Source organism: Bacteriovorax sp. PP10 (assembly GCF_035013165.1).
Taxonomy (GTDB): domain Bacteria; phylum Bdellovibrionota; class Bacteriovoracia; order Bacteriovoracales; family Bacteriovoracaceae; genus Bacteriovorax; species Bacteriovorax antarcticus.
In genome coordinates, this window is sequence record NZ_JAYGJQ010000003.1 from 237992 (window position 1) to 255989 (window position 17998).

Sequence of the window (17998 nt, forward strand, 5' to 3'; positions counted from 1 at the left end):
ATGGTAGAAAAGAATTTAGATTTTGGGAATGTTTTTAAATGGTAAATAAGTTGAGCGCTGAACACTCTCACCACGGCAGTCTTTATCGCCACAACGACTCATACGCTGACATCCCAGATCGATGTCCATTTCAAAGTCTTCGTCGCCTCTGACTAAAATCCCTTCAACCATTCCTGAGACGGCCCCAAAAACCGGAGAACCCGAGTTTCCTGAGAACGTATCTGCATTTGTCTTAAAGAAAAAAGTCGAGGAATTGTCTCTGACTAAAATATTATCTGCGAGCATTTTTGGCATTCCTAACGGATGCCCGATCACCATCAGGGATTCATTGCTGGCGACTTTTCCTTCTCTACGAACCTTTAATGGAGTCCTGCCAACCACTTCGCGGTCAAGTTTGATAAGCGCGTAATCCAGATTATTATTTTCTGACCAGCTCACCAGATCTTTACACGTATATGACTTGTCTTTAGGAAAATTAATTGTACCTTTTGGACCGGTAAAGTCTCCGGCAGAATCGTAATCCAGAATCCATGTCTGTTTTTTGCAATCGTATTTGTCTTTAATACAGTGTCCTGCTGTCACGATTAAATCAGGGCCAACCAAAAAGGCCGTGCATGATGCAACTAAAGGCTGCTCTAGAAACTTCTCTCCGTCGCAAATATTAAGGCCGGATTTTAAATCGCGGGTTGTGACAGAAATCGTCTCTTTCGTCGATGTCATTCTCCAGTTAGGAATCTGGGCCAGGATTGAAGATGAGTATTTGATTGCCTGTGTATCATTTGCTGAATCGAGCTCACTCATCATTCTGCGGTTATCTTCGCCATAAATAACCTTGTCCATCGAGGCGTGAGCGCTCAATGCTGCAATTAAAAATGTGAAGGTTAAAAGGAATTTCATAGGATACCTTTTTATAAAGGCCTGGGGTCTTTGGTAAGGAGAAACTCTCAAGTTGTATTTTTTACAGGGAGAAATCCATGACTTTTGGGTCGTGAACCCGAAATAACAAGTTCCTTTTTGATGCCTTTTGGATGTCTTGGATGCATTTTTGGTGAAGCCCTTCGAGGTCCAGCTCAGGGTGAGTCTCCAGGGCCTTTTTAAGAAATGACTTTTTTGAAAGCCCAACGAGCATCGGGACATCGAGACTAGTCTTTGATTCGAGCTCACTCCAGTGGTTAATCAACTGCCAGTTTTGCTCGAAGGTTTTAGAGAAACCAAACCCTGGATCGAGAATAAGATTATCTTCCATCTGAAAGCTTTTAAACCAATCGTAGGCCTTCTTAAATGCCAAGCTTGCTTCAGTGATCACGTCATTTTCTGGACGTAGGAATTTCATATGATCTAAGACTTGATCGCGGGAAGGAATATGCGCAAATGTATAGATGTAGTAGAAATTTTCGTCTTTAAACTTGAGTAGGGCCGATTGAAGTTCATCGTCTAAAACGCCACTGACATCGTTAAAAATAAAGTGAGCTTTTGGATGAAGTGCTTTAAAACTTTTGGCCATCAAAAGAAAATTTTGAACTTTGTATGTATCAAAAGAGATGAATTTATTTTCAAAAGAAAAATCTTTTGAGGCCTCTAAGAAGTTTTCAAAACGAGAGAACTCTTCTTCAGATGAGACTGCACGATTCATCGGGGCCGTTGACTCAAAACCCACATCAACAATGACGGTTGAGTCTTCGAGAAAAGACTTTAACTGCGATTCGAAATGTTGTGGATTGAGGGACTGGCCTTGATCAGAAAAAGAATTGGGGGTCCTGTTAATGACCCCCAATGTTTTAAACTTTGATAAATTCATTATGCCGGTAGAGGGTCTAAACCTTTTGCTGGTGAAACCTTCTCGTCTTTTTCATCTGTCTTCTTTTCTGGCTTTAATGGAAGACCGATATCAATTCCAGCAATAACATCTTTTACTTGTTGGAAGTCGATCGTTTCCCATGCCATTAGAGCATGTGCCAGACGGTCAAGACCATCGCGATTCGATTTAAGAATGTTGATTGCCTGACGGTAGTTTTTATCTACGATACGGTTGATTTCTTCATCAATTTCCTGAGCAGTTTTCTCAGAGTAGTCAACGTTTTCTCCCATTCCAGTGAAGGCAGAAGCACCTGACTTATGATAATTGATCGGTCCCATCTTTTCTGACATACCCCATTTGCAAACCATTGAACGAGCTAAGCTCGTTGCTCTTTCAATGTCGTTACTCGCACCTGAAGTCATTTGTCCGTAAACAATTTCTTCAGCACAACGTCCACCCATTAAGAACGCGATGAAGTTTTCAGCGCGGACATTTGTAAGTGAAAGCATATCTTCATTTGGAAGAGTTTGAGTAACACCTAGTGCACCACCTCTCGGCATGATTGAAACTTTATGAATAGGGTCAGTGTGTGGTAGGTTCATACCAACCAGTGTGTGACCTGCTTCATGGAAAGCAGTCATTAGTTTTTCTTTATCAGAAATAACCAGAGACTTTCTTTCAGGTCCCATTAAAACTTTATCTTTTGCTTCTTCAAAATCAGCATTCGATAATTTCTTCTTATTATGTCTGGCAGCGTTTAGTGCAGCTTCATTTACAAGGTTCGCAAGGTCAGCACCAGTAAATCCTGGAGTTCCTTTTGCGATCACTTCTAAATCGATGTTGTCTTCAAGTGGAGTCTTCTTAGTGTGAACTTTTAGGATCCCTAAACGTCCGCGTACATCAGGAGCACCAACCATTACACGTCTATCGAAACGACCTGGTCTTAGAAGAGCTGGATCTAGTACGTCAATTCTGTTTGTTGCTGCAATTAAAATTACACCTTCATTAGATTCGAAACCGTCCATCTCAACAAGAAGTTGGTTAAGAGTTTGTTCACGTTCATCGTGACCTCCTCCCATACCTTGACCTCTGTGACGTCCAACCGCATCGATCTCATCAATGAAGATGATACATGGTGCGTGTTTTTTACCTTGTTCAAAAAGGTCACGTACACGAGACGCCCCAACCCCTACGAACATCTCAACGAAGTCCGATCCAGAGATTGAGAAGAATGGAACGTCAGCTTCACCGGCAACAGCTCTTGCAAGAAGAGTCTTACCAGTTCCTGGAGGACCTACAAGGATAACCCCTTTAGGAATCTTTCCACCAAGTGCTGTGTATTTTTTCGGGTCTTTTAGGAAGTCTACAACTTCTTCAAGTTCTTCTTTTGCTTCCTGAACACCAGAAACATCACCGAAAGTGATTTTCTTTTCATGCGGGTTGAGCATGCGAGCGCGAGACTTACCAAAGCTCATCGCTTTACCGCCACCAGCTTGAATTTGGCGAAGGAAGAAATAAAAAATAACGATTAATAAAATCATTGGTCCCCAATTAAGGAGTAATGATGTGAAGAATGTTTGTTTTTCTTCTTCTTCGTACTGAGGAATGATTTGATTCTCGCGAAGAATATTGAATGTAGCATCACCAGTGTTACCCGTTAGAGTAAATCGTGCTCCATTTTCGTACCCAGGCTTGAACTTACCCATGATCGTGTCTTTGCCTTTGAAGATAACTTCTTCAACGTTCTTTTCTTGAACAGCTGTCACGAATGCAGGGTACTTGATTGTCTTAACGTCAGTCTTACTAACTGTCGCTAGTTTTGCAACCAGGGCCATAAGTAGGATAACAACAATCCAGAGTGTGAGTGTTTTTTGCTGAGGTTTCATTTATGTAAATTCCTTCTATCTTAATATGCCAATTCCCTAATTGGATTTAGCCTCTCTATTCTATAAACCCATTACAGAAGAATCAAGTATGACAGCGTTCTTAGCTAACATTTGTCTATCTTTGATCGACATTAGCGGAGTAAATACGTAGGATATTCCGCGATTTCTAAGCCACTCACAGGTAACTGGCAGCAGTGGATGGGAGTATTTCGAAGATTTGCTGAGCTTTTTTCCAAAACTGATCAAAAGTTTCGGAAATGCGAGAATTAATGCTCGCTCAGGAATCTGCGTCAGTGATTGTAAATGAGAGCATAACTTGAAGTCCAGGACCTGATAAAATTCGGCCTGTTTCTTATTGGTTATAAAGAGATGATCTTTAATTAAATATAATTGCACGCCACCAGAAAAATTCATCGGGCCTTTAAAAGGAAAACTCGCAGGATTATTTTTAATCTCGGTTTGTGCCTTAATTAATTTATCGAGTTCGTTATTAATTTCTCCGCGGTCCACATTAGAGAGTTTATAAATTAATTCTTTGATTTCGTTTTTATGATGTTTGAAATCATCGGCCACCATCAGATATCCACCAGAAATTTCCTGAGTCACTACGGACTTTGATTCTGAATTTAATCTGTGAATGTTTTGAATCAGCGCCAATTGATTATTTCTGGAAACATAATGAGCTAACGTGCTTGGATAGCGCTTTAAGATTTTTGCCGTTAAATGAATGCGCATGAAATTTCTTTCAAACTTTTCATTCAAATTACTCGGGTCTTCTGTCCAATGAAGCTGTCTCGCCCTTGCGTACCTCAGGATTTGTTTTTTTGAGACACACATAAAAGGACGGACTAACCCATTATTAAAAACCGGAACGCCTAAATTGCTCATCCCCGATTGCTTAAATGACTGCATTAAGCTCCATTCAAAGGAATCGTCGATATGATGAGCGGTATAAACCCAATAATCATTTTTAATGAACTGGTTATAAATATTTTTTCGGAGTTCACGTGCTTTTTTCTCGAAATTTTTTTCCTCGAGCGAGATGTCAAAATGAAAAACATTGACCTTAACACCCAGTTCATGGGCCAGGTCGCGGATATTTTTTTCTTCTAAAAGATTTTCTTCAGGCCTGGTTCCATGGTTAAAATGCAAGAGTTCAAAGTGCACACCAAGGGAGCTGATCACATCGACTAACGCCAATGAATCCACTCCGCCAGAGACGGAAATGACCATCGTTTTATTAGGGTTAATAAGATGATGTGAATTGATAAAAGCACGCACGTGTTCTTTGAAATTTAATCCAAATAGATGATGCTTCTTTTTTCGATCACTTGAAATTGGTGTAGACATTCGCTAAGTCTAAACTAATGAATCTTTTTTTAACAGGCTTCTTGACAGATTAACGTCTTAAAATTAGGATGGCACAAACATTTTTAATGGCTTGGTAGCTCAGTTGGTTAGAGCGATGGATTCATAACCCATAGGTGGGCAGTTCGATTCTGCCCCAAGCCACCATAAAAAACTTCTTTTCTTCCTCCACTATATTCCATTAGACTAAATCCATGAAAAAATTAATTTTATGTTCTCTATTCGTTATTCTAACAAGCTGCAGTGCCGCTCCTACAGCAACACCAGTACCTTCAATTGAACAAAATAAAGTTGAAACTGAAAGTGCTAAAGCAGATGCAAAACCAGCTCAGATCGTAAAAGGTAAAGCGGAATCATGCATTTGTGCAAAACTGTGGATGCCAGTTTGTGGTGTGAACAAGAAAACTTACGGAAATGCCTGCGAAGCAGACTGTGCTGGTGTGAAATACACTGGTGGTGCTTGCGCGGAAATGAAGTAGTTTCCTACCCGTTAAAAATTAAATCGATCATTCTCTTGGATGCAAGGAATCCCATCGTATAACCGTTCTTATAAAGACCGTTGATGCGAAATAATGTTTTCCCTTCACCATCAATGGCATTGCAGATTAAAAGTCGCTTAGGGCCTTTGTGACGAAGTCCTGTGACAGTTTTAAAACTCTGCATCTCACCTACATCAAATGTTAAAAGCGGTTTTACTTTATTAAAGATTAAACTTAAGGCCGCATAGTCTGGGGTCTCATAAGCGCCAACCGTTGTCGCACTTCCGATAATCAGCTTGCTCTCACTTGCATTCTTTCTATAAAGGACCTGATGGCCATCTATAGATAGGTAAAAAGACTTTGGCCCCAGATCAATATTTTTTTCAAAATATGTTCCGGCCTTAATAGTATTTTTACTTTCAATGGAATCTGCATCAAATGGTGCCAGCATTTTTTCAAATATTTTTGAATAAGCTCCCATTGCAAACAATATTTTTTTAGCTTTAATGATTTGCCCATCTTCTAAAATCAGATGATACACATCATCCTTTTTTTCGAGATTTTTTAAGAACAGTAAAAACTCATCTTTTTTTATTTGAGTGTTTGAACTAAGCCATTCTGTGAACACTTCTGGTGTGATGATATATGAATTATATTCTGTACCATCGAACTCAGTATTCAATCTTTGTGAATTTACTTTTTTTAGAGTTTTATACCTGCGAGTGAGTTTTTTCGTGTCGTTTTCATTGGTAGAAACCACAGTTCGAGTCACTTCCTCTACACCTATTGGACGGTATTTTTTAAACAATTCATCAAATAAGAAAAACGCTTCACGCATGTCATTGCCTAGCGCACTTACATCTTCATCAATTCCGTTTAGTGAAACAGTGGCACTGGATCTCAGCGTGCAAGCTGGAGCAAGTTTCTCAGAATAGATGTGAGCAATAGAAAAATTCTGACTTTTACTTTCCTGCAGGGAAAGATTCCATAAAAAACTTTGTGCTGCTATGCCATTGCCAATGACAGCTAGGTCATAAATTTCAATATTCGATGTTTTTTCCATAAATACACAATATGAAAAAGCTTATTCATTTGCCAACACTTTTTATTATGATTATCGTTTTACCTCACACAATCACTATGAACGATGAATTTTAGAATTTAATGGAGAATTTACGAATGTCACTAGAACAAAATGCTGTCATCTTTGCGGCCCAGGAAACTCAAATCAATGCAAGAAACGTTCTTGCAGTTTTAAACCTGATGGTTACTGAACAATGTACAGTTCCCTTTGTTGCCCGCTATAGAAAAGAAGTTACCGGCGATATGGATGAAGTTCAAATCAGAGCGATCCATGAAGCTTATGAAAATTATTTAGAAAGAGAAAAACGTCGCGAGTATATTTTAGATCAGATTAAGAAGATGGAGCAAATGACTCCTGAACTTGAAAAGAAAATCATGCAAGCGTCTACAATTAATCAACTGGAAGACTTATACGCTCCTTATAAAGCGAAAAAGAAATCAAAAGGTATGGTTGCTAAAGAAGCTGGTCTTGACCCTCTTGCTGAAATCATTCTTTCTACACCAAAAACAAAAGAGCAATTAAAAGCTGAGTTCGGTGATAAATTCAACAAACCAGAATTAAAGTTTACAACTTTCGAAGAGTGCTACTCTGGTGCTCTTGATATCATCATTGAAATGATGGCCCACGACCCGGAAACAAAAGAAATTCTTCGTAAGGATTTCTGGTCAGACTCGCTTGTTAAATCGACAAAGAGAGATAAAGCAGAACAAGAAGATAAGGACTGGATGAAGTATAAAGACTACTTCGAGTTCTCACAAAAAGCTTCTGAGTTAAAAGAGCCAAAAGCTGGACACAGATTCTTAGCAATGAGAAGAGGAATGACTTCGAAGACTCTAAAAGTTGAAGTGGTATTCCCTGAAGAAGTCGCCCTTGGATTATTAAAGAGAAGATTCTTTGATAAAGCGAACCTTGGATGTGCAAGTGATTTAGAACTTGCTGCTAAAAAAGCTTACGCTAACTACATTTACCCAAGTCTTGACCTGGAAATTAAATCAGAACTAAAAAGAATTTCTGATGAAGGTGCCATCAACGTCTTTGGTATCAACTTAAAAAACCTTTTACTACAACCTTACCTAGGGCCTAAATCAGTTATCGGTGTAGACCCGGGTGTACGTACTGGTTGTAAAATTGTAGTCATCGACAATACAGGTAAACTTCTTGGTGATTGTGTTATCTATCCACATGAACCAAAAAATCAGGTTAAAGAATCGGCGTCTATTCTTTCTGCTATTATTGAGCAGTTCAATGTTCACCACATCGCAATTGGAAGTGGAACATTTGGACGTGAAACTCTGCAATTTATTCAAGAGAACGTTAAAGCAGTTAAAGATGGTAAAACAAATGCGACGCTTATTTCTGAAGCAGGAGCTTCTGTTTATTCAGCAAGTGAATTAGCTGCCTCAGAATTCCCTGATAAAGATGTAACGGTAAGAGGAGCAGTTTCAATCGCCAGAAGATTCCAGGATCCTCTAGCTGAACTTGTAAAAATTGATCCAAAATCTATCGGTGTTGGGCAGTATCAACATGATGTGAACCAGGCCCGTTTAAAAAAATCTCTAGAAGGTGTTGTTGAATCTTGTGTTAACTTCGTTGGAGTTGACTTGAATACTGCTTCTGCTCCATTACTTGCTTACGTTTCGGGTATCGGGCCAGGGCTTGCTGGTAACGTTGTAAAACACAGAGAAACAAACGGTGGATTCAAAAACAGAAAAGATATTTTAAAAGTGACAAGATTTTCTCCAAAAGTTTTCGAACAAGCGGCAGGATTTCTTCGTATCTATAACGGAGCTGAGCCACTAGATGCTACTTTCATTCACCCTGAAAGATATGAAGTCCTAGGAAACTGGGCGAAGAAAAATTCAATTGAGATCAGTGATCTTATTTCTAATAAAGATATGATTCAAAAATTAGAACGCGACAGTGGATTTAAAACGGAAGTGGGAGAATTTACTTTTAACGATATCGTTAAAGCTCTTAAATCTCCTTCTCAAGATCCACGTACTGAGTTCAAGTCTTTCGAATACAGAAAAGATATTACGAAAATTACTGATTTAAAAATCGGTGAATGGTACCCAGGGCAAGTGACAAACATCACTCAGTTCGGAGCATTCGTTGATATCGGTATTAAAGAAAATGGTCTGCTACACGTTTCTCAAATCTCTGACACTTTCGTTGAAGATGCTATGGTCGCACTTAAAGTTGGTCAGGAAGTTAAAGTTCAGGTTCTGGACATCGACTACGATAGAAAGCGTATTTCACTTACAGCGAAGCAAGGCGCTCAAGTAAATAGACCAGCTCCTTCTACTGGAGACAGACCTCGTTCGAACCAAGGTAAACCTCAAGCAGCTCCGGCACCAGCTCCTGCATTAAAAAACAATGCATTTGCAGGCCTTAAGAATTTAAAATTATAATTTTCATTAGAAATACCCTCTCGTTTTGAGAGGGTATTTCTGTGAAGATTTCATGACAAAAATCCTCTTAAAACTTCCTTAAAACTATTTAGAATAATCCGATTAGCCTTATAGTTAATATAGTGAAATTTATTATTATACATAAGGATTTGTATGAACCAGAAGAAACGTTCGCTCATGTTCAGGCTAATGACGTCGGTTAACATCGCCGCCCTTATTGTTTTGATCGCAATGACTTCTTTTATTTTAAATAAAACATCGGCCATCTCTGAAAAACAAATTGATGATGAAGTTGAAGCATTGACGGGTTCACTTCAACACACCCTCGCCGACTATCTCATCACGGCCGATATAAAAAGCATTCAACAAATGAGTGATGACATTGTCGACGACGATACCATCAACGAAGTTTATATTTTCGACAAAGATAAAAAATTAATTGCCTCTGCAAAAAATAAAAAGACCAAAGTCATTGAAGAGACCACAAAACTTTATGAATCTAAAAAAGATATCACCAAACTTGGTGATCAATCTATTGGTGTCATTGGATCTGTTTTTGTTAAGTACAACCACAATGAAATTGTAGAGATCAAAAAAGAATTCATCCTCTTTGGTGCCATCTCAATTGTCATCTCACAGCTACTGCTTGCTTTTGTTATGTGGTTCTCACTTTCAAGAAGTGTTAGAACCATCAATTCCACAACCGACAAACTGAGAGGCCTTGCCGATTCAACAAGCAAGAGTTCAAAAGAAGTTGAAAATATTTCCAGAGAAGTTTCAAGCTCGGCCAACGAGCAGGCCGCTTCCATTCAGGAAACAGTGGCGACTCTTGACGAGATCACCTCTCAGGTCACAGCGACTGTCGAGAGTGTCGTCAACTCTACTAAAAAATCTGAAGAGTCACTTCATATTGCCACTGAAGGAAAAACCGTTGTCACGGAAATGATCCACTCAATGGAGTCGATTGGAAGCTCTAATAAAGAAATTATGGAAGAGATCGCCCGTGGTAATGAGCGCATTGGCGGGATTGTAAAAATCATCAATGAGATTTCTGAAAAGACTGCCGTCATTAACGATATCGTTTTCCAGACCAAACTCTTGTCTTTCAACGCTTCAGTTGAAGCTGCAAGGGCCGGTGAACATGGGAAAGGATTTGCGGTCGTTGCTGAAGAAGTGGGAAATCTTGCTCAGATGTCGGGTAAGGCCTCAACGGAAATTTCTGCGATCTTAAGCGACAGTATTGTAAAAGTTAACTCTGTTATCCAGGAAACCAACCGCAATGTTGAAGCTCTGACAAAGGTCGGGACTGAAAAAGTCTCTGACGGGATGAAGATTGCCGAACGTTGTGGAACTGTCCTTGAAGACATTGTGACAAATGCCACGATTGTAAAAAACATGATGAATGAAATTTCTGTGGCCAGTAAAGAGCAGGCCGAAGGTGTTCGAAATATTACCGCTGCTATGAACCAGTTAGACCAGGCGACATTAAGTAACAATAAGTCAGCTGCTATGTCTTCTCAAAGCGCTAAAGAGCTCTCAGAGCATTCTATTGATCTAAAAGATGCCGTTGTAGAACTGGAGAAAGAAATCTTTGGTGGAGAACAAAGCGGAGTCGCTGCACCTGTAAAAAAAGTGGAAACAAAAAAACCAGTACTGGTTTCTGAAACGAAAAAATCTGCTGAAACACCTGCTCCTAAAAAGAGCAACGTGCTTCCGATGCCGGCCAAAAAACCAACTTTGGTTCAAGCGCCAAGGCCCGCGCCACAGGCAAGACCTGAAACAAAAGCTGATGTCACGCCGATCAAATCAAAACCGGGAACATCGACACCAGGTTACGATGATCCACGTTTTGAAGATGTATAAACGGCCCTACTAAAACATATTTTGCCCCTAATTAAGCTGATCTCGAAGCTAACGATATAACTACCGAATAGAACGATAGGCCCGCTTCAAAGCGGGCCTTTTTTAATGTCTCTCCCACCCTTATAAAGACTATGTAAAATTTATTATCGCCCTCTATTATTTCCAGGAAATGCTAAGATCCAGGTTAAATTCACTATTTAAACTGGAGTCAACAATGAAAAATATCATTACTTGCATGGCCATTCTCTCTACAACAACAGCACTTGCAGGCTTTTCTGTAGAAGGAAAATTAGAACAAGGTCTAAACCTTGCTAAAGCAGTTCAAACTCTGGCAGCTGGAAATAAATCTCTTATTGATCAGGCCCAAGTTGAACTTACCGATCTGGAATTGAGAGTAAAAACATCTGATTCAAAAAATCCAAAACTACTAAAATCTCTTGCAGACTGTTCAGCTACTTTAAAGAAACAAAATGATTCAGCAGTTGAAGGCTGGAATGAGTATGATGTTCAGGTGCTTGCAGATGATGGTATGAAGAAATACGCTGAATTAAAGGCAGACGTAGCAAGATACATTGAAGTTGAAGCTTGCAAGAGCTGTGATGCTGAAGTGAGAACAATTACTTTAGATAAATATGCTTACAGAATCAGCCTTGAACTAATTCAACTAAAAAACTTAACTGAAAAAGGTTTCGAGAAAAATAAAAGAGTCGATTATCAGGTCAGCACACAGATCTGTAATTTTGATGGATACTTCTCATACAATGACAGTGAGAAGTTTACTAAGTTAAAAAATTGGAGTTCTGGTGGTTACAATACATTGCTTTCACCTCTAGAAGTGCTGAATCCTCAAATGTCAAAGACACTGGGGTTTATTGCTGATAAAGCACCCATCAAAGTAAACAGAACAGCTTCAAAATTTGGAACAGCTTCTTCTCAATACACTAAAGGACAGATCAATATGAAAATTACTTATGATGATTTACTTATCACAGGGATCGATAATGTAAGACATCCTGAAGTCGCTAATCCAATTTTAGTCATTAATAGAGATAGATAATTAAGAGACAGAGCGGACATGATCTAACAGGTCATGTTCGCGTTTAAACTGCGCCAGAGCAAACGTGACAAAGACCGAAGAGATCACATAAGGCACAATAAAAGAAATAAAGAGACCTTTTGCAGTAATCAAAATAGGGATTTTTCTATCGACAAAAACATCCGGCATAATTTCCGGTGCGTAGTGATCAAAAAGCCATAAGAAGCCCAATCCAAAAAGAACTCCCCCACCAATTGATAAAAAGCTCATCAAATGCAGAAAGTATTTTGTCGCGCGATCGATTCTAGAAAACGATGCACCCAAAATCCAGAAGCTCGCCAGGTCTGATTTAATCTTATTAAAAAAGATCAAAAGGCCTGAAGAAATACATAGAGACACGAGTAAGCTCATCGCTGCAAATAAGAAAATCATGACAGAGCTTTCAAGCTTTAAGGCCCACACTAGTGTCGCGTTTTCATCTTCCCAGGTTTTAAGCTGGATTTCAGGAGGAATGATTTTTTTTAATTCAGAAAAATCCATATCGCTATAAATTCTCACGCGATTGATTAAATGAGACTGAATCAGATTTTGAATAAGCGGAAGTCTTACCCACAAATGGTAGAGATCGATTTCCGGAACATCACTGGAAATCGTTCTTTCAATTTTGATCGACTGGCTTCTAGGCACTTCACCTAATAGGTCATCAACATGGGCCGGAGAAATAATTTGCAGAGTCTCAGGAGGTGCTACACCTAATTTATAAGCAAGCTCCAGTGGCATGATGGCATCCACTTTTTTTCCATTGGAATTCGTTTGCAAATCATTTCGGAGTAAATTGGGAACAAATCCCGTTTGATCAATCCCATGAACAATCACCGGTGTAATGAAAGTCTGGAACCTGAGTAAAAGTTCGATCTCGTACTCTTTTGAGTATTTGACCTTTTTATCATCGAGGATTTTAAAAAGTTTTTTGTAATTGTCTTCTGTCGGCTCTTCTTTGTAATAAAGAACGGCCTTTCCCAAAATGGCCTTCGATCTCTCCATCAATTTATTTTGCAATCCACCCATCGTGCTTTGAAGAACGATTAAGGCGAATGAAGATAAAAACAAACCAACGACTGCCAGGATCAGCAGGCGTTGGCGGTTTTTAGCTTTTATGATGTAAAAGAAAAAATACTTTAGGTAAGTTAAAAACACTATCTACTACTTTGTTGTTTTTTCGTAAAAAGTTGTCTTCGTTTCTACAAGCTCACTTAAGTATGAGCTTGGAGTGTAACGGTCTTTATTGACTGACTCAGCGAAGTTTTTAAGTGCATTGTGGATTTTATCCAGGCCTTCACTATCCGCGTATCTTAGCAATCCACCTCTAAATGGAGGGAAACCAATTCCGAAGATAAGACCCAGGTCAACGTCACCTGCAGTTTGTACGATTCCATCTTGAAGAATCGCCGCTGCTTCGTTGATCATCGGTAAGAACATTCTCATTTGAAGTTCTGACTCGCTCATTTTCTTTTTTTCTTTTGGTAGAAGCTCTTCGACTTCAGGGTTAGCTCCAGTTGGCTTACCTTTTTCATCGTAAAGGTAAAAACCTTTAGAAGTCTTTTTCCCAAATAAACCTTTCTCTACCATTTGAGCAGATAGTTTTGAAGAAGCGGCACGCTCGCCTAATCCTTCATGAAGGATTTTTGCAACTTTAAGACCTACATCAATTCCAACTTCATCCAGAAGGCGTCCAGGGCCCATAGGCATTCCGAAGTCCAGTGCTGCCTGATCAAGATCTTTAAGCGACACACCTTCTTCAAGCAGGAATCCTGCTTCATTTAAATAAGGCATAAGGATTCTGTTAACTAAAAATCCCGGGCCATCTTTAACGATAACCGGAGTTTTCTTAACTCTTAGAACCCACTTATGAAGTGCTTCAATTGTTTCCGGTGCGATTTTATCGTGAACGATAATTTCTACCAGTGGCATTAAGTGAACCGGGTTAAAAAAGTGTAGACCAGCGAAACGATCCGGGAACTCAAGTGCTTCCGACATTTCCTGAACTGATAATGATGATGTGTTACTTGTTAGTAATGTATCACGGTGAACATATTTTTCAGTTTCAGCGAAAACTGATTTTTTAACTTTCATGTTTTCAACAACCGCTTCAATAACTAAGTCGATTTTTTTGAAACCGCTGTAGTCTAACTGAGCAGTGATTGATCTTTGTTTTCTTTCGAACTCATCAGGCGTGATTTTCTTTCTCTTAAGTGCACCCTGAAAGTTTGCCGAAGACTGCTTTAAACCTAAGTTTAGTGCTTCTGTCGTTAAGTCTTTCATGATCGGTTGCATTCCAGCGTCGGCCATAAGCCAAGCGATACCACCACCCATTGTTCCTGCTCCAAGAGCAGCACCACGAGCTAAAACCGGAAGAGGCTTAGTCGATTTAGGGCCAGTGTATTTTTTCACCGCTTCCGACATGAAATAAATATGCTGAAGGTTTTTACTTTGTTCACTGATAGCTAGTTCACCGAAAGCTTGCGCTTCAGATGCTAGGTATGAAGTTCTCCCCTTCATCATTCCTGAATCCATGACATCAAGAATTTTCAGAGGTGCCTGGTAGAAACCATTTGTCTTCTTAAGAACGCTCTCACGTACTTTTTGAAAAATAATTTTTCTTGTCACGAAGTTTTCTGTTGCCAGCTCTTTCATCGATTCTTGTATTGATTTTGATTTCGGTCTTCTGTTAAAGAAATTTGGCGCCATCGCGATTAAGTTTTCGCGAGGGTAAACTTCTTCAACCAGGCCAATTCTTTTTGCTTTATCAGCGCGAAGAGTTTTTCCAGTTAAAATCATATCAAGTGCGTTTGGAAGACCAATCTTTTTTGGAAGTCTGTAAGTTCCACCGAAACCTGGAATGATTCCCAGTTTTACTTCCGGTAAACCAAGAGATGTCTTTGGAGAATTTGAAGCAAGGATCACTTTACAAGAAAGTGAAAGTTCAAGCCCACCACCAAGACAAACACCGTCCACACATGCAATCGTCGGGATGGTTAAGTCTTCAATGCGGTTAAACATCGTTTGCCCGCGCTCAGATCCATCAGCAGCTTCTGATTCTGATTTCATCGAAGCGATTAAGCTGATATCAGCTCCTGCTAGAAAACAATTTTCTTTGTGAGTAAAAAAGATCGCTCCCTTTAATCCACTTTGTTTTGTGTGAAGCTCTTCAACGATTTCCTGAAGCTCCAGCATTGTTTCTAAATCAAGTGCCGTCATCGACTTTGTGCTGTTATACCCAAAGCCGATGTAAGCGATTTCATTTTTATATTCTAAACTGATCTTATTATTTGCCATCGGATATCTCTCTTGTAAAAAAAATAATTAACGAACCAGGTTCTCAACAATGACTGCTCCACCTTGACCACCACCGATACAAAGCGATGCTAATCCGAACTTACCTTTTCTTCTTCTCAGTTCATGAATAAGTGTCACAACCAGACGTGATCCAGTTGATCCAACCGGGTGTCCAAGAGCGATACCACCACCGTTAACATTTACCTTAGACCAGTCTAACTCTCCCCAAGCATGATCAAGACCAAAACGTGCTGCCACTTCTTTATCTTTTAGACCAATACCAACAGCTAGAATTTGAGCTGCGAAAGCTTCATTCAATTCAAATAGATCGAAGTCTGAAAGTTTCATGTTTGTTCTCTTCATAACTCCGTCCATAGCAAGTAACGGTCCCATTCCCATTCTCTCAGGCTCTAAACCGTGGAAGTGGTAATCAGTCAGTTTTGCAATTGGTTTTAAGTTATATTTTTTTACTGCTTCTTCAGAAACAAATAATAGTGCAGATCCACCATCAGTGATCGGACAGCTGTTACCAACTGTAACAGTTCCCGATTTTTTATCGAAGTAAGGCTTCATCTTACCAAGACCTTCAACAGTTGAGTTCGCACGAGGACCAACGTCATCAGTTAAAAGTTTATTTAAAGAGCCACCAATTGTGATTGGCAGGATTTCGTCTTTGAATCTTCCTTCTTTGGTTGCTGCTACTGCTTTTGCGTGAGAGTTGTTGGCGTACTCATCTTGCATTTGTCTTGTGATTTTTAATTCACGAGCTAAAAGTTCTGCCGTTTGTCCCATGTTCAATCCACAGAAAGGATCTGTCAGACCTTGCTCGATAGCAACGATTGGAGTTAAGTAGTGCGGACGGAAAGAAGACATCGCTGATAATTTCTCACCAACCGATTTTGCTTTCATAAGTTTTGCAAAGAGTTCTGTCATTTCTTTGTTATAGATCAATGGCATTTGTGACATTGATTCAACACCACCAGCAACAATGACGTCACAGCGGCCAGAGGCGATTTTTAAATAAGCTTGAGAGACAGCTTCCATTCCTGAAGCACAGTTTCTGTGAACAGAGTAACCAGAAGTTTTTTTATCAAGGCCAGCTTCAAGCGCGATCACTCGACCAACGTTTGGATACTTTGCAGGAGTTCCTGTGTTTCCAAAAATAACTTCATCAACTGCATCAGTTGGAATGTCTGTGTTGTCGATTAAATGTTTTACAAGATAAGCTCCAAGGTATGGTGCTTGTACATCTTTTAAATCTAATCCTGATTTAGCTTGTGGTGTTCTCTTACCATCGACAATATACACATCTCTCATTGACATAAAATCTCCCTAAATTTGCGTGCTTATTTTTTAAGAATAATATAGTCAAATTCTATAGCTGAAAGATGATTATTGAAAGGATTGTATAAGGGATTTTAATACCGGAGTAAAAAAAACGGGCTTCCAGAAGGAAGCCCGCTATGAGTTATTTTTTTGTGACTTTCAGAGATTAGAACTTAATCACAAGACCTGCTTGGATTGAAGTTGATGTTGCATCTTCAATTTCCTTAGATACGTTTTCTAGACGCCCTTGGTCTGGGTTGTAAGTTGTATTTAGTTCTGATGATTTTGAAATCCCTGAACTAATGTTTTTACTTGCCGCGAATTCAATGTTTGCACCAACAGTGTCGTTGAAAGCTACTTCAGCACCAAGCTTCAATGATCCACCTACAGATGAAGAACCGTAGTCTTCGTTACCAAAGTTATAACTTCCGTAGTTATAAGTTTGTTGATTTTCATACTTTAGTGTTGAACGGTTGAAAGCAATTCCACCACCAATGTATGGTTTAATCATCGAGTCTTCAGTGAAGAAATACTTCGCGTTCCCTTCGATTGTAAACTTCTTAAGTGACATCTCTCTACCACCAGCACCATAGATGTTGTTGTACTGAGACTGGTTACCATAGTATCCACCGTTATTTGCAGAGTAAGCGTTAGCTACGTCTGTCATCTTCATTGTCGAGTAACCAATTCCCATCCCCACTGAAACTTGTGGAGTGATCATTGTTTCAGCTTGAAGACCGATTGTTAAATCTGTTTCAAGGTCTAGTCTGTCACCTTTTACTGAACTCACTCCTAATTGAGGAATGATTTTTGAGTTCTTTTCAACTTTAACTGGTTCAGCTGGAACTTCAACGATTCTTGTTTCAATGATTGGAGCTGGTGCCACTGGTGCCGGAGCAACTGGAGCTGGAGCAGCTTGAACCGTTTGAACTTTATCTTCGTTAAGGTTATTTAAGCTATTGTTAAAAGCACCTTGAAGTTTGTTCGTTAATGCAATTTCTTGTTTTACACGAATATCTTCAATTTTCTTTTCAACCATGACTTTGTTTCTTTCTTCTAACTTCTCTCTTCTTCTCTTCATTAGTTCAGAAGGTGAAAGTCTTCCTTCGATATCGATTTGATCCATATCTAAAGTATCAGAGTTTGCTAAAGCGTCTTCTGCATCATCAAGAACGTCATCTTGTGCACGAACCGGAGTTGAATGAGCTGACATAGCAACTAGTGCTGTAGCTAGAAATAGACTCATGAACGTTAATCTTTTGTTGTCTGCTCTTAATTTCATAACTTCTCCTAATATGAAAGACCTGTTACCTGGGGAGGTGGCCTTTAATCATTAATATGGCTTAATCTGTTATCAACGTGAGATTATCAGACTGAGAATTATTCACATTATAATTGTGCGCGGCATGAA

The 17998-nt window shown here is 39.4% G+C and carries 13 protein-coding genes and 1 tRNA gene; 5 read left to right on the plus strand and 9 right to left on the minus strand.

The window, feature by feature from the left end; all coding sequences use genetic code 11:
• Positions 1–15 precede the first annotated feature (15 nt).
• The 4 genes from SHI21_RS18890 to tilS all read right to left on the minus strand — a co-directional run bounded on the left by SHI21_RS18890 (position 16) and on the right by tilS (position 5034).
• Positions 16–897 (minus strand): trypsin-like serine peptidase, encoded by an 882-nt coding sequence (locus SHI21_RS18890; protein WP_323578651.1) that lies wholly within the window; start codon positions 895–897, stop codon positions 16–18.
• Positions 898–958: 61 nt separating this feature from the next.
• Positions 959–1798, minus strand: a complete 840-nt coding sequence (locus SHI21_RS18895; protein ID WP_323578652.1) for a dihydropteroate synthase — start codon at positions 1796–1798, stop codon at positions 959–961.
• On the minus strand, positions 1798–3684 hold the full coding sequence (gene ftsH, locus SHI21_RS18900) for an ATP-dependent zinc metalloprotease FtsH (RefSeq protein ID WP_323578653.1): 1887 nt from the start codon (positions 3682–3684) through the stop codon (positions 1798–1800). The genes SHI21_RS18895 and ftsH overlap by 1 nt, the downstream gene beginning before the upstream one ends.
• A 60-nt stretch (positions 3685–3744) precedes the next feature.
• Positions 3745–5034 (minus strand): tRNA lysidine(34) synthetase TilS, encoded by a 1290-nt coding sequence (gene tilS, locus SHI21_RS18905; RefSeq protein ID WP_323578655.1) that lies wholly within the window; start codon positions 5032–5034, stop codon positions 3745–3747.
• A gap of 88 nt (positions 5035–5122) precedes the next feature.
• On the opposite strand from tilS, the gene SHI21_RS18910 reads away from it, so the two are divergent.
• A tRNA-Met gene (locus SHI21_RS18910) sits at positions 5123–5199 on the plus strand.
• Positions 5200–5246: 47 nt separating this feature from the next.
• Positions 5247–5531: a Kazal-type serine protease inhibitor family protein gene (locus SHI21_RS18915; protein ID WP_323578656.1), complete on the plus strand. Its 285-nt coding sequence runs from the start codon at positions 5247–5249 to the stop codon at positions 5529–5531.
• Positions 5532–5535: 4 nt separating this feature from the next.
• Here SHI21_RS18915 and SHI21_RS18920 read toward each other — a convergent pair whose 3' ends face one another.
• Positions 5536–6594, minus strand: a complete 1059-nt coding sequence (locus SHI21_RS18920; protein ID WP_323578657.1) for a hypothetical protein — start codon at positions 6592–6594, stop codon at positions 5536–5538.
• A 116-nt stretch (positions 6595–6710) separates the two neighbouring features.
• On the opposite strand from SHI21_RS18920, the gene SHI21_RS18925 reads away from it, so the two are divergent.
• The 3 genes from SHI21_RS18925 to SHI21_RS18935 all read left to right on the plus strand — a co-directional run bounded on the left by SHI21_RS18925 (position 6711) and on the right by SHI21_RS18935 (position 11946).
• Positions 6711–9026, plus strand: a complete 2316-nt coding sequence (locus SHI21_RS18925) for a Tex family protein (RefSeq protein ID WP_323578659.1) — start codon at positions 6711–6713, stop codon at positions 9024–9026.
• 153 nt (positions 9027–9179) lie between these two features.
• Positions 9180–10889, plus strand: coding sequence for a methyl-accepting chemotaxis protein (locus SHI21_RS18930; RefSeq protein WP_323578661.1), 1710 nt, complete (start codon positions 9180–9182; stop codon positions 10887–10889).
• A 214-nt stretch (positions 10890–11103) separates the two neighbouring features.
• The gene (locus SHI21_RS18935) at positions 11104–11946 is read left to right on the plus strand and encodes a hypothetical protein (protein ID WP_323578662.1); all 843 of its coding nucleotides are present in this window, start codon (positions 11104–11106) and stop codon (positions 11944–11946) included.
• Here the strand turns inward: SHI21_RS18935 and SHI21_RS18940 are convergent, their stop codons facing one another.
• From SHI21_RS18940 to SHI21_RS18955, 4 genes are all read right to left on the minus strand, one after another.
• Complete coding sequence (locus tag SHI21_RS18940; RefSeq protein ID WP_323578664.1) at positions 11947–13122, minus strand: ABC transporter permease family protein; 1176 nt, start codon at positions 13120–13122, stop codon at positions 11947–11949.
• A 6-nt stretch (positions 13123–13128) separates the two neighbouring features.
• A complete protein-coding gene (locus SHI21_RS18945) occupies positions 13129–15261 on the minus strand; it encodes a 3-hydroxyacyl-CoA dehydrogenase NAD-binding domain-containing protein (RefSeq protein ID WP_323578665.1) in 2133 nt (710 codons plus the stop codon).
• Positions 15262–15288: 27 nt separating this feature from the next.
• Positions 15289–16584 carry a thiolase family protein gene (locus tag SHI21_RS18950; protein WP_323578667.1) on the minus strand — a complete coding sequence of 432 codons (1296 nt, stop codon included), beginning with the start codon at positions 16582–16584 and terminating at the stop codon, positions 15289–15291.
• Between the two features lie 169 nt (positions 16585–16753).
• Positions 16754–17869 (minus strand): outer membrane beta-barrel protein, encoded by a 1116-nt coding sequence (locus tag SHI21_RS18955; RefSeq protein ID WP_323578668.1) that lies wholly within the window; start codon positions 17867–17869, stop codon positions 16754–16756.
• Positions 17870–17998 lie beyond the last annotated feature (129 nt).

What these genes read in the sequence shown, in the direction of transcription:
- SHI21_RS18890 (WP_323578651.1), bottom strand. Translation starts at nt 897, where the DNA reads ATGAAATTCCTTTTAACCTTCACATTTTTAATTGCAGCATTGAGCGCT.
- SHI21_RS18895 (WP_323578652.1), bottom strand. Translation starts at nt 1,798, where the DNA reads ATGAATTTATCAAAGTTTAAAACATTGGGGGTCATTAACAGGACCCCC.
- ftsH (WP_323578653.1), bottom strand. Translation starts at nt 3,684, where the DNA reads ATGAAACCTCAGCAAAAAACACTCACACTCTGGATTGTTGTTATCCTA.
- tilS (WP_323578655.1), bottom strand. Translation starts at nt 5,034, where the DNA reads ATGTCTACACCAATTTCAAGTGATCGAAAAAAGAAGCATCATCTATTT.
- SHI21_RS18915 (WP_323578656.1), top strand. Translation starts at nt 5,247, where the DNA reads ATGAAAAAATTAATTTTATGTTCTCTATTCGTTATTCTAACAAGCTGC.
- SHI21_RS18920 (WP_323578657.1), bottom strand. Translation starts at nt 6,594, where the DNA reads ATGGAAAAAACATCGAATATTGAAATTTATGACCTAGCTGTCATTGGC.
- SHI21_RS18925 (WP_323578659.1), top strand. Translation starts at nt 6,711, where the DNA reads ATGTCACTAGAACAAAATGCTGTCATCTTTGCGGCCCAGGAAACTCAA.
- SHI21_RS18930 (WP_323578661.1), top strand. Translation starts at nt 9,180, where the DNA reads ATGAACCAGAAGAAACGTTCGCTCATGTTCAGGCTAATGACGTCGGTT.
- SHI21_RS18935 (WP_323578662.1), top strand. Translation starts at nt 11,104, where the DNA reads ATGAAAAATATCATTACTTGCATGGCCATTCTCTCTACAACAACAGCA.
- SHI21_RS18945 (WP_323578665.1), bottom strand. Translation starts at nt 15,261, where the DNA reads ATGGCAAATAATAAGATCAGTTTAGAATATAAAAATGAAATCGCTTAC.
- SHI21_RS18950 (WP_323578667.1), bottom strand. Translation starts at nt 16,584, where the DNA reads ATGTCAATGAGAGATGTGTATATTGTCGATGGTAAGAGAACACCACAA.
- SHI21_RS18955 (WP_323578668.1), bottom strand. Translation starts at nt 17,869, where the DNA reads ATGAAATTAAGAGCAGACAACAAAAGATTAACGTTCATGAGTCTATTT.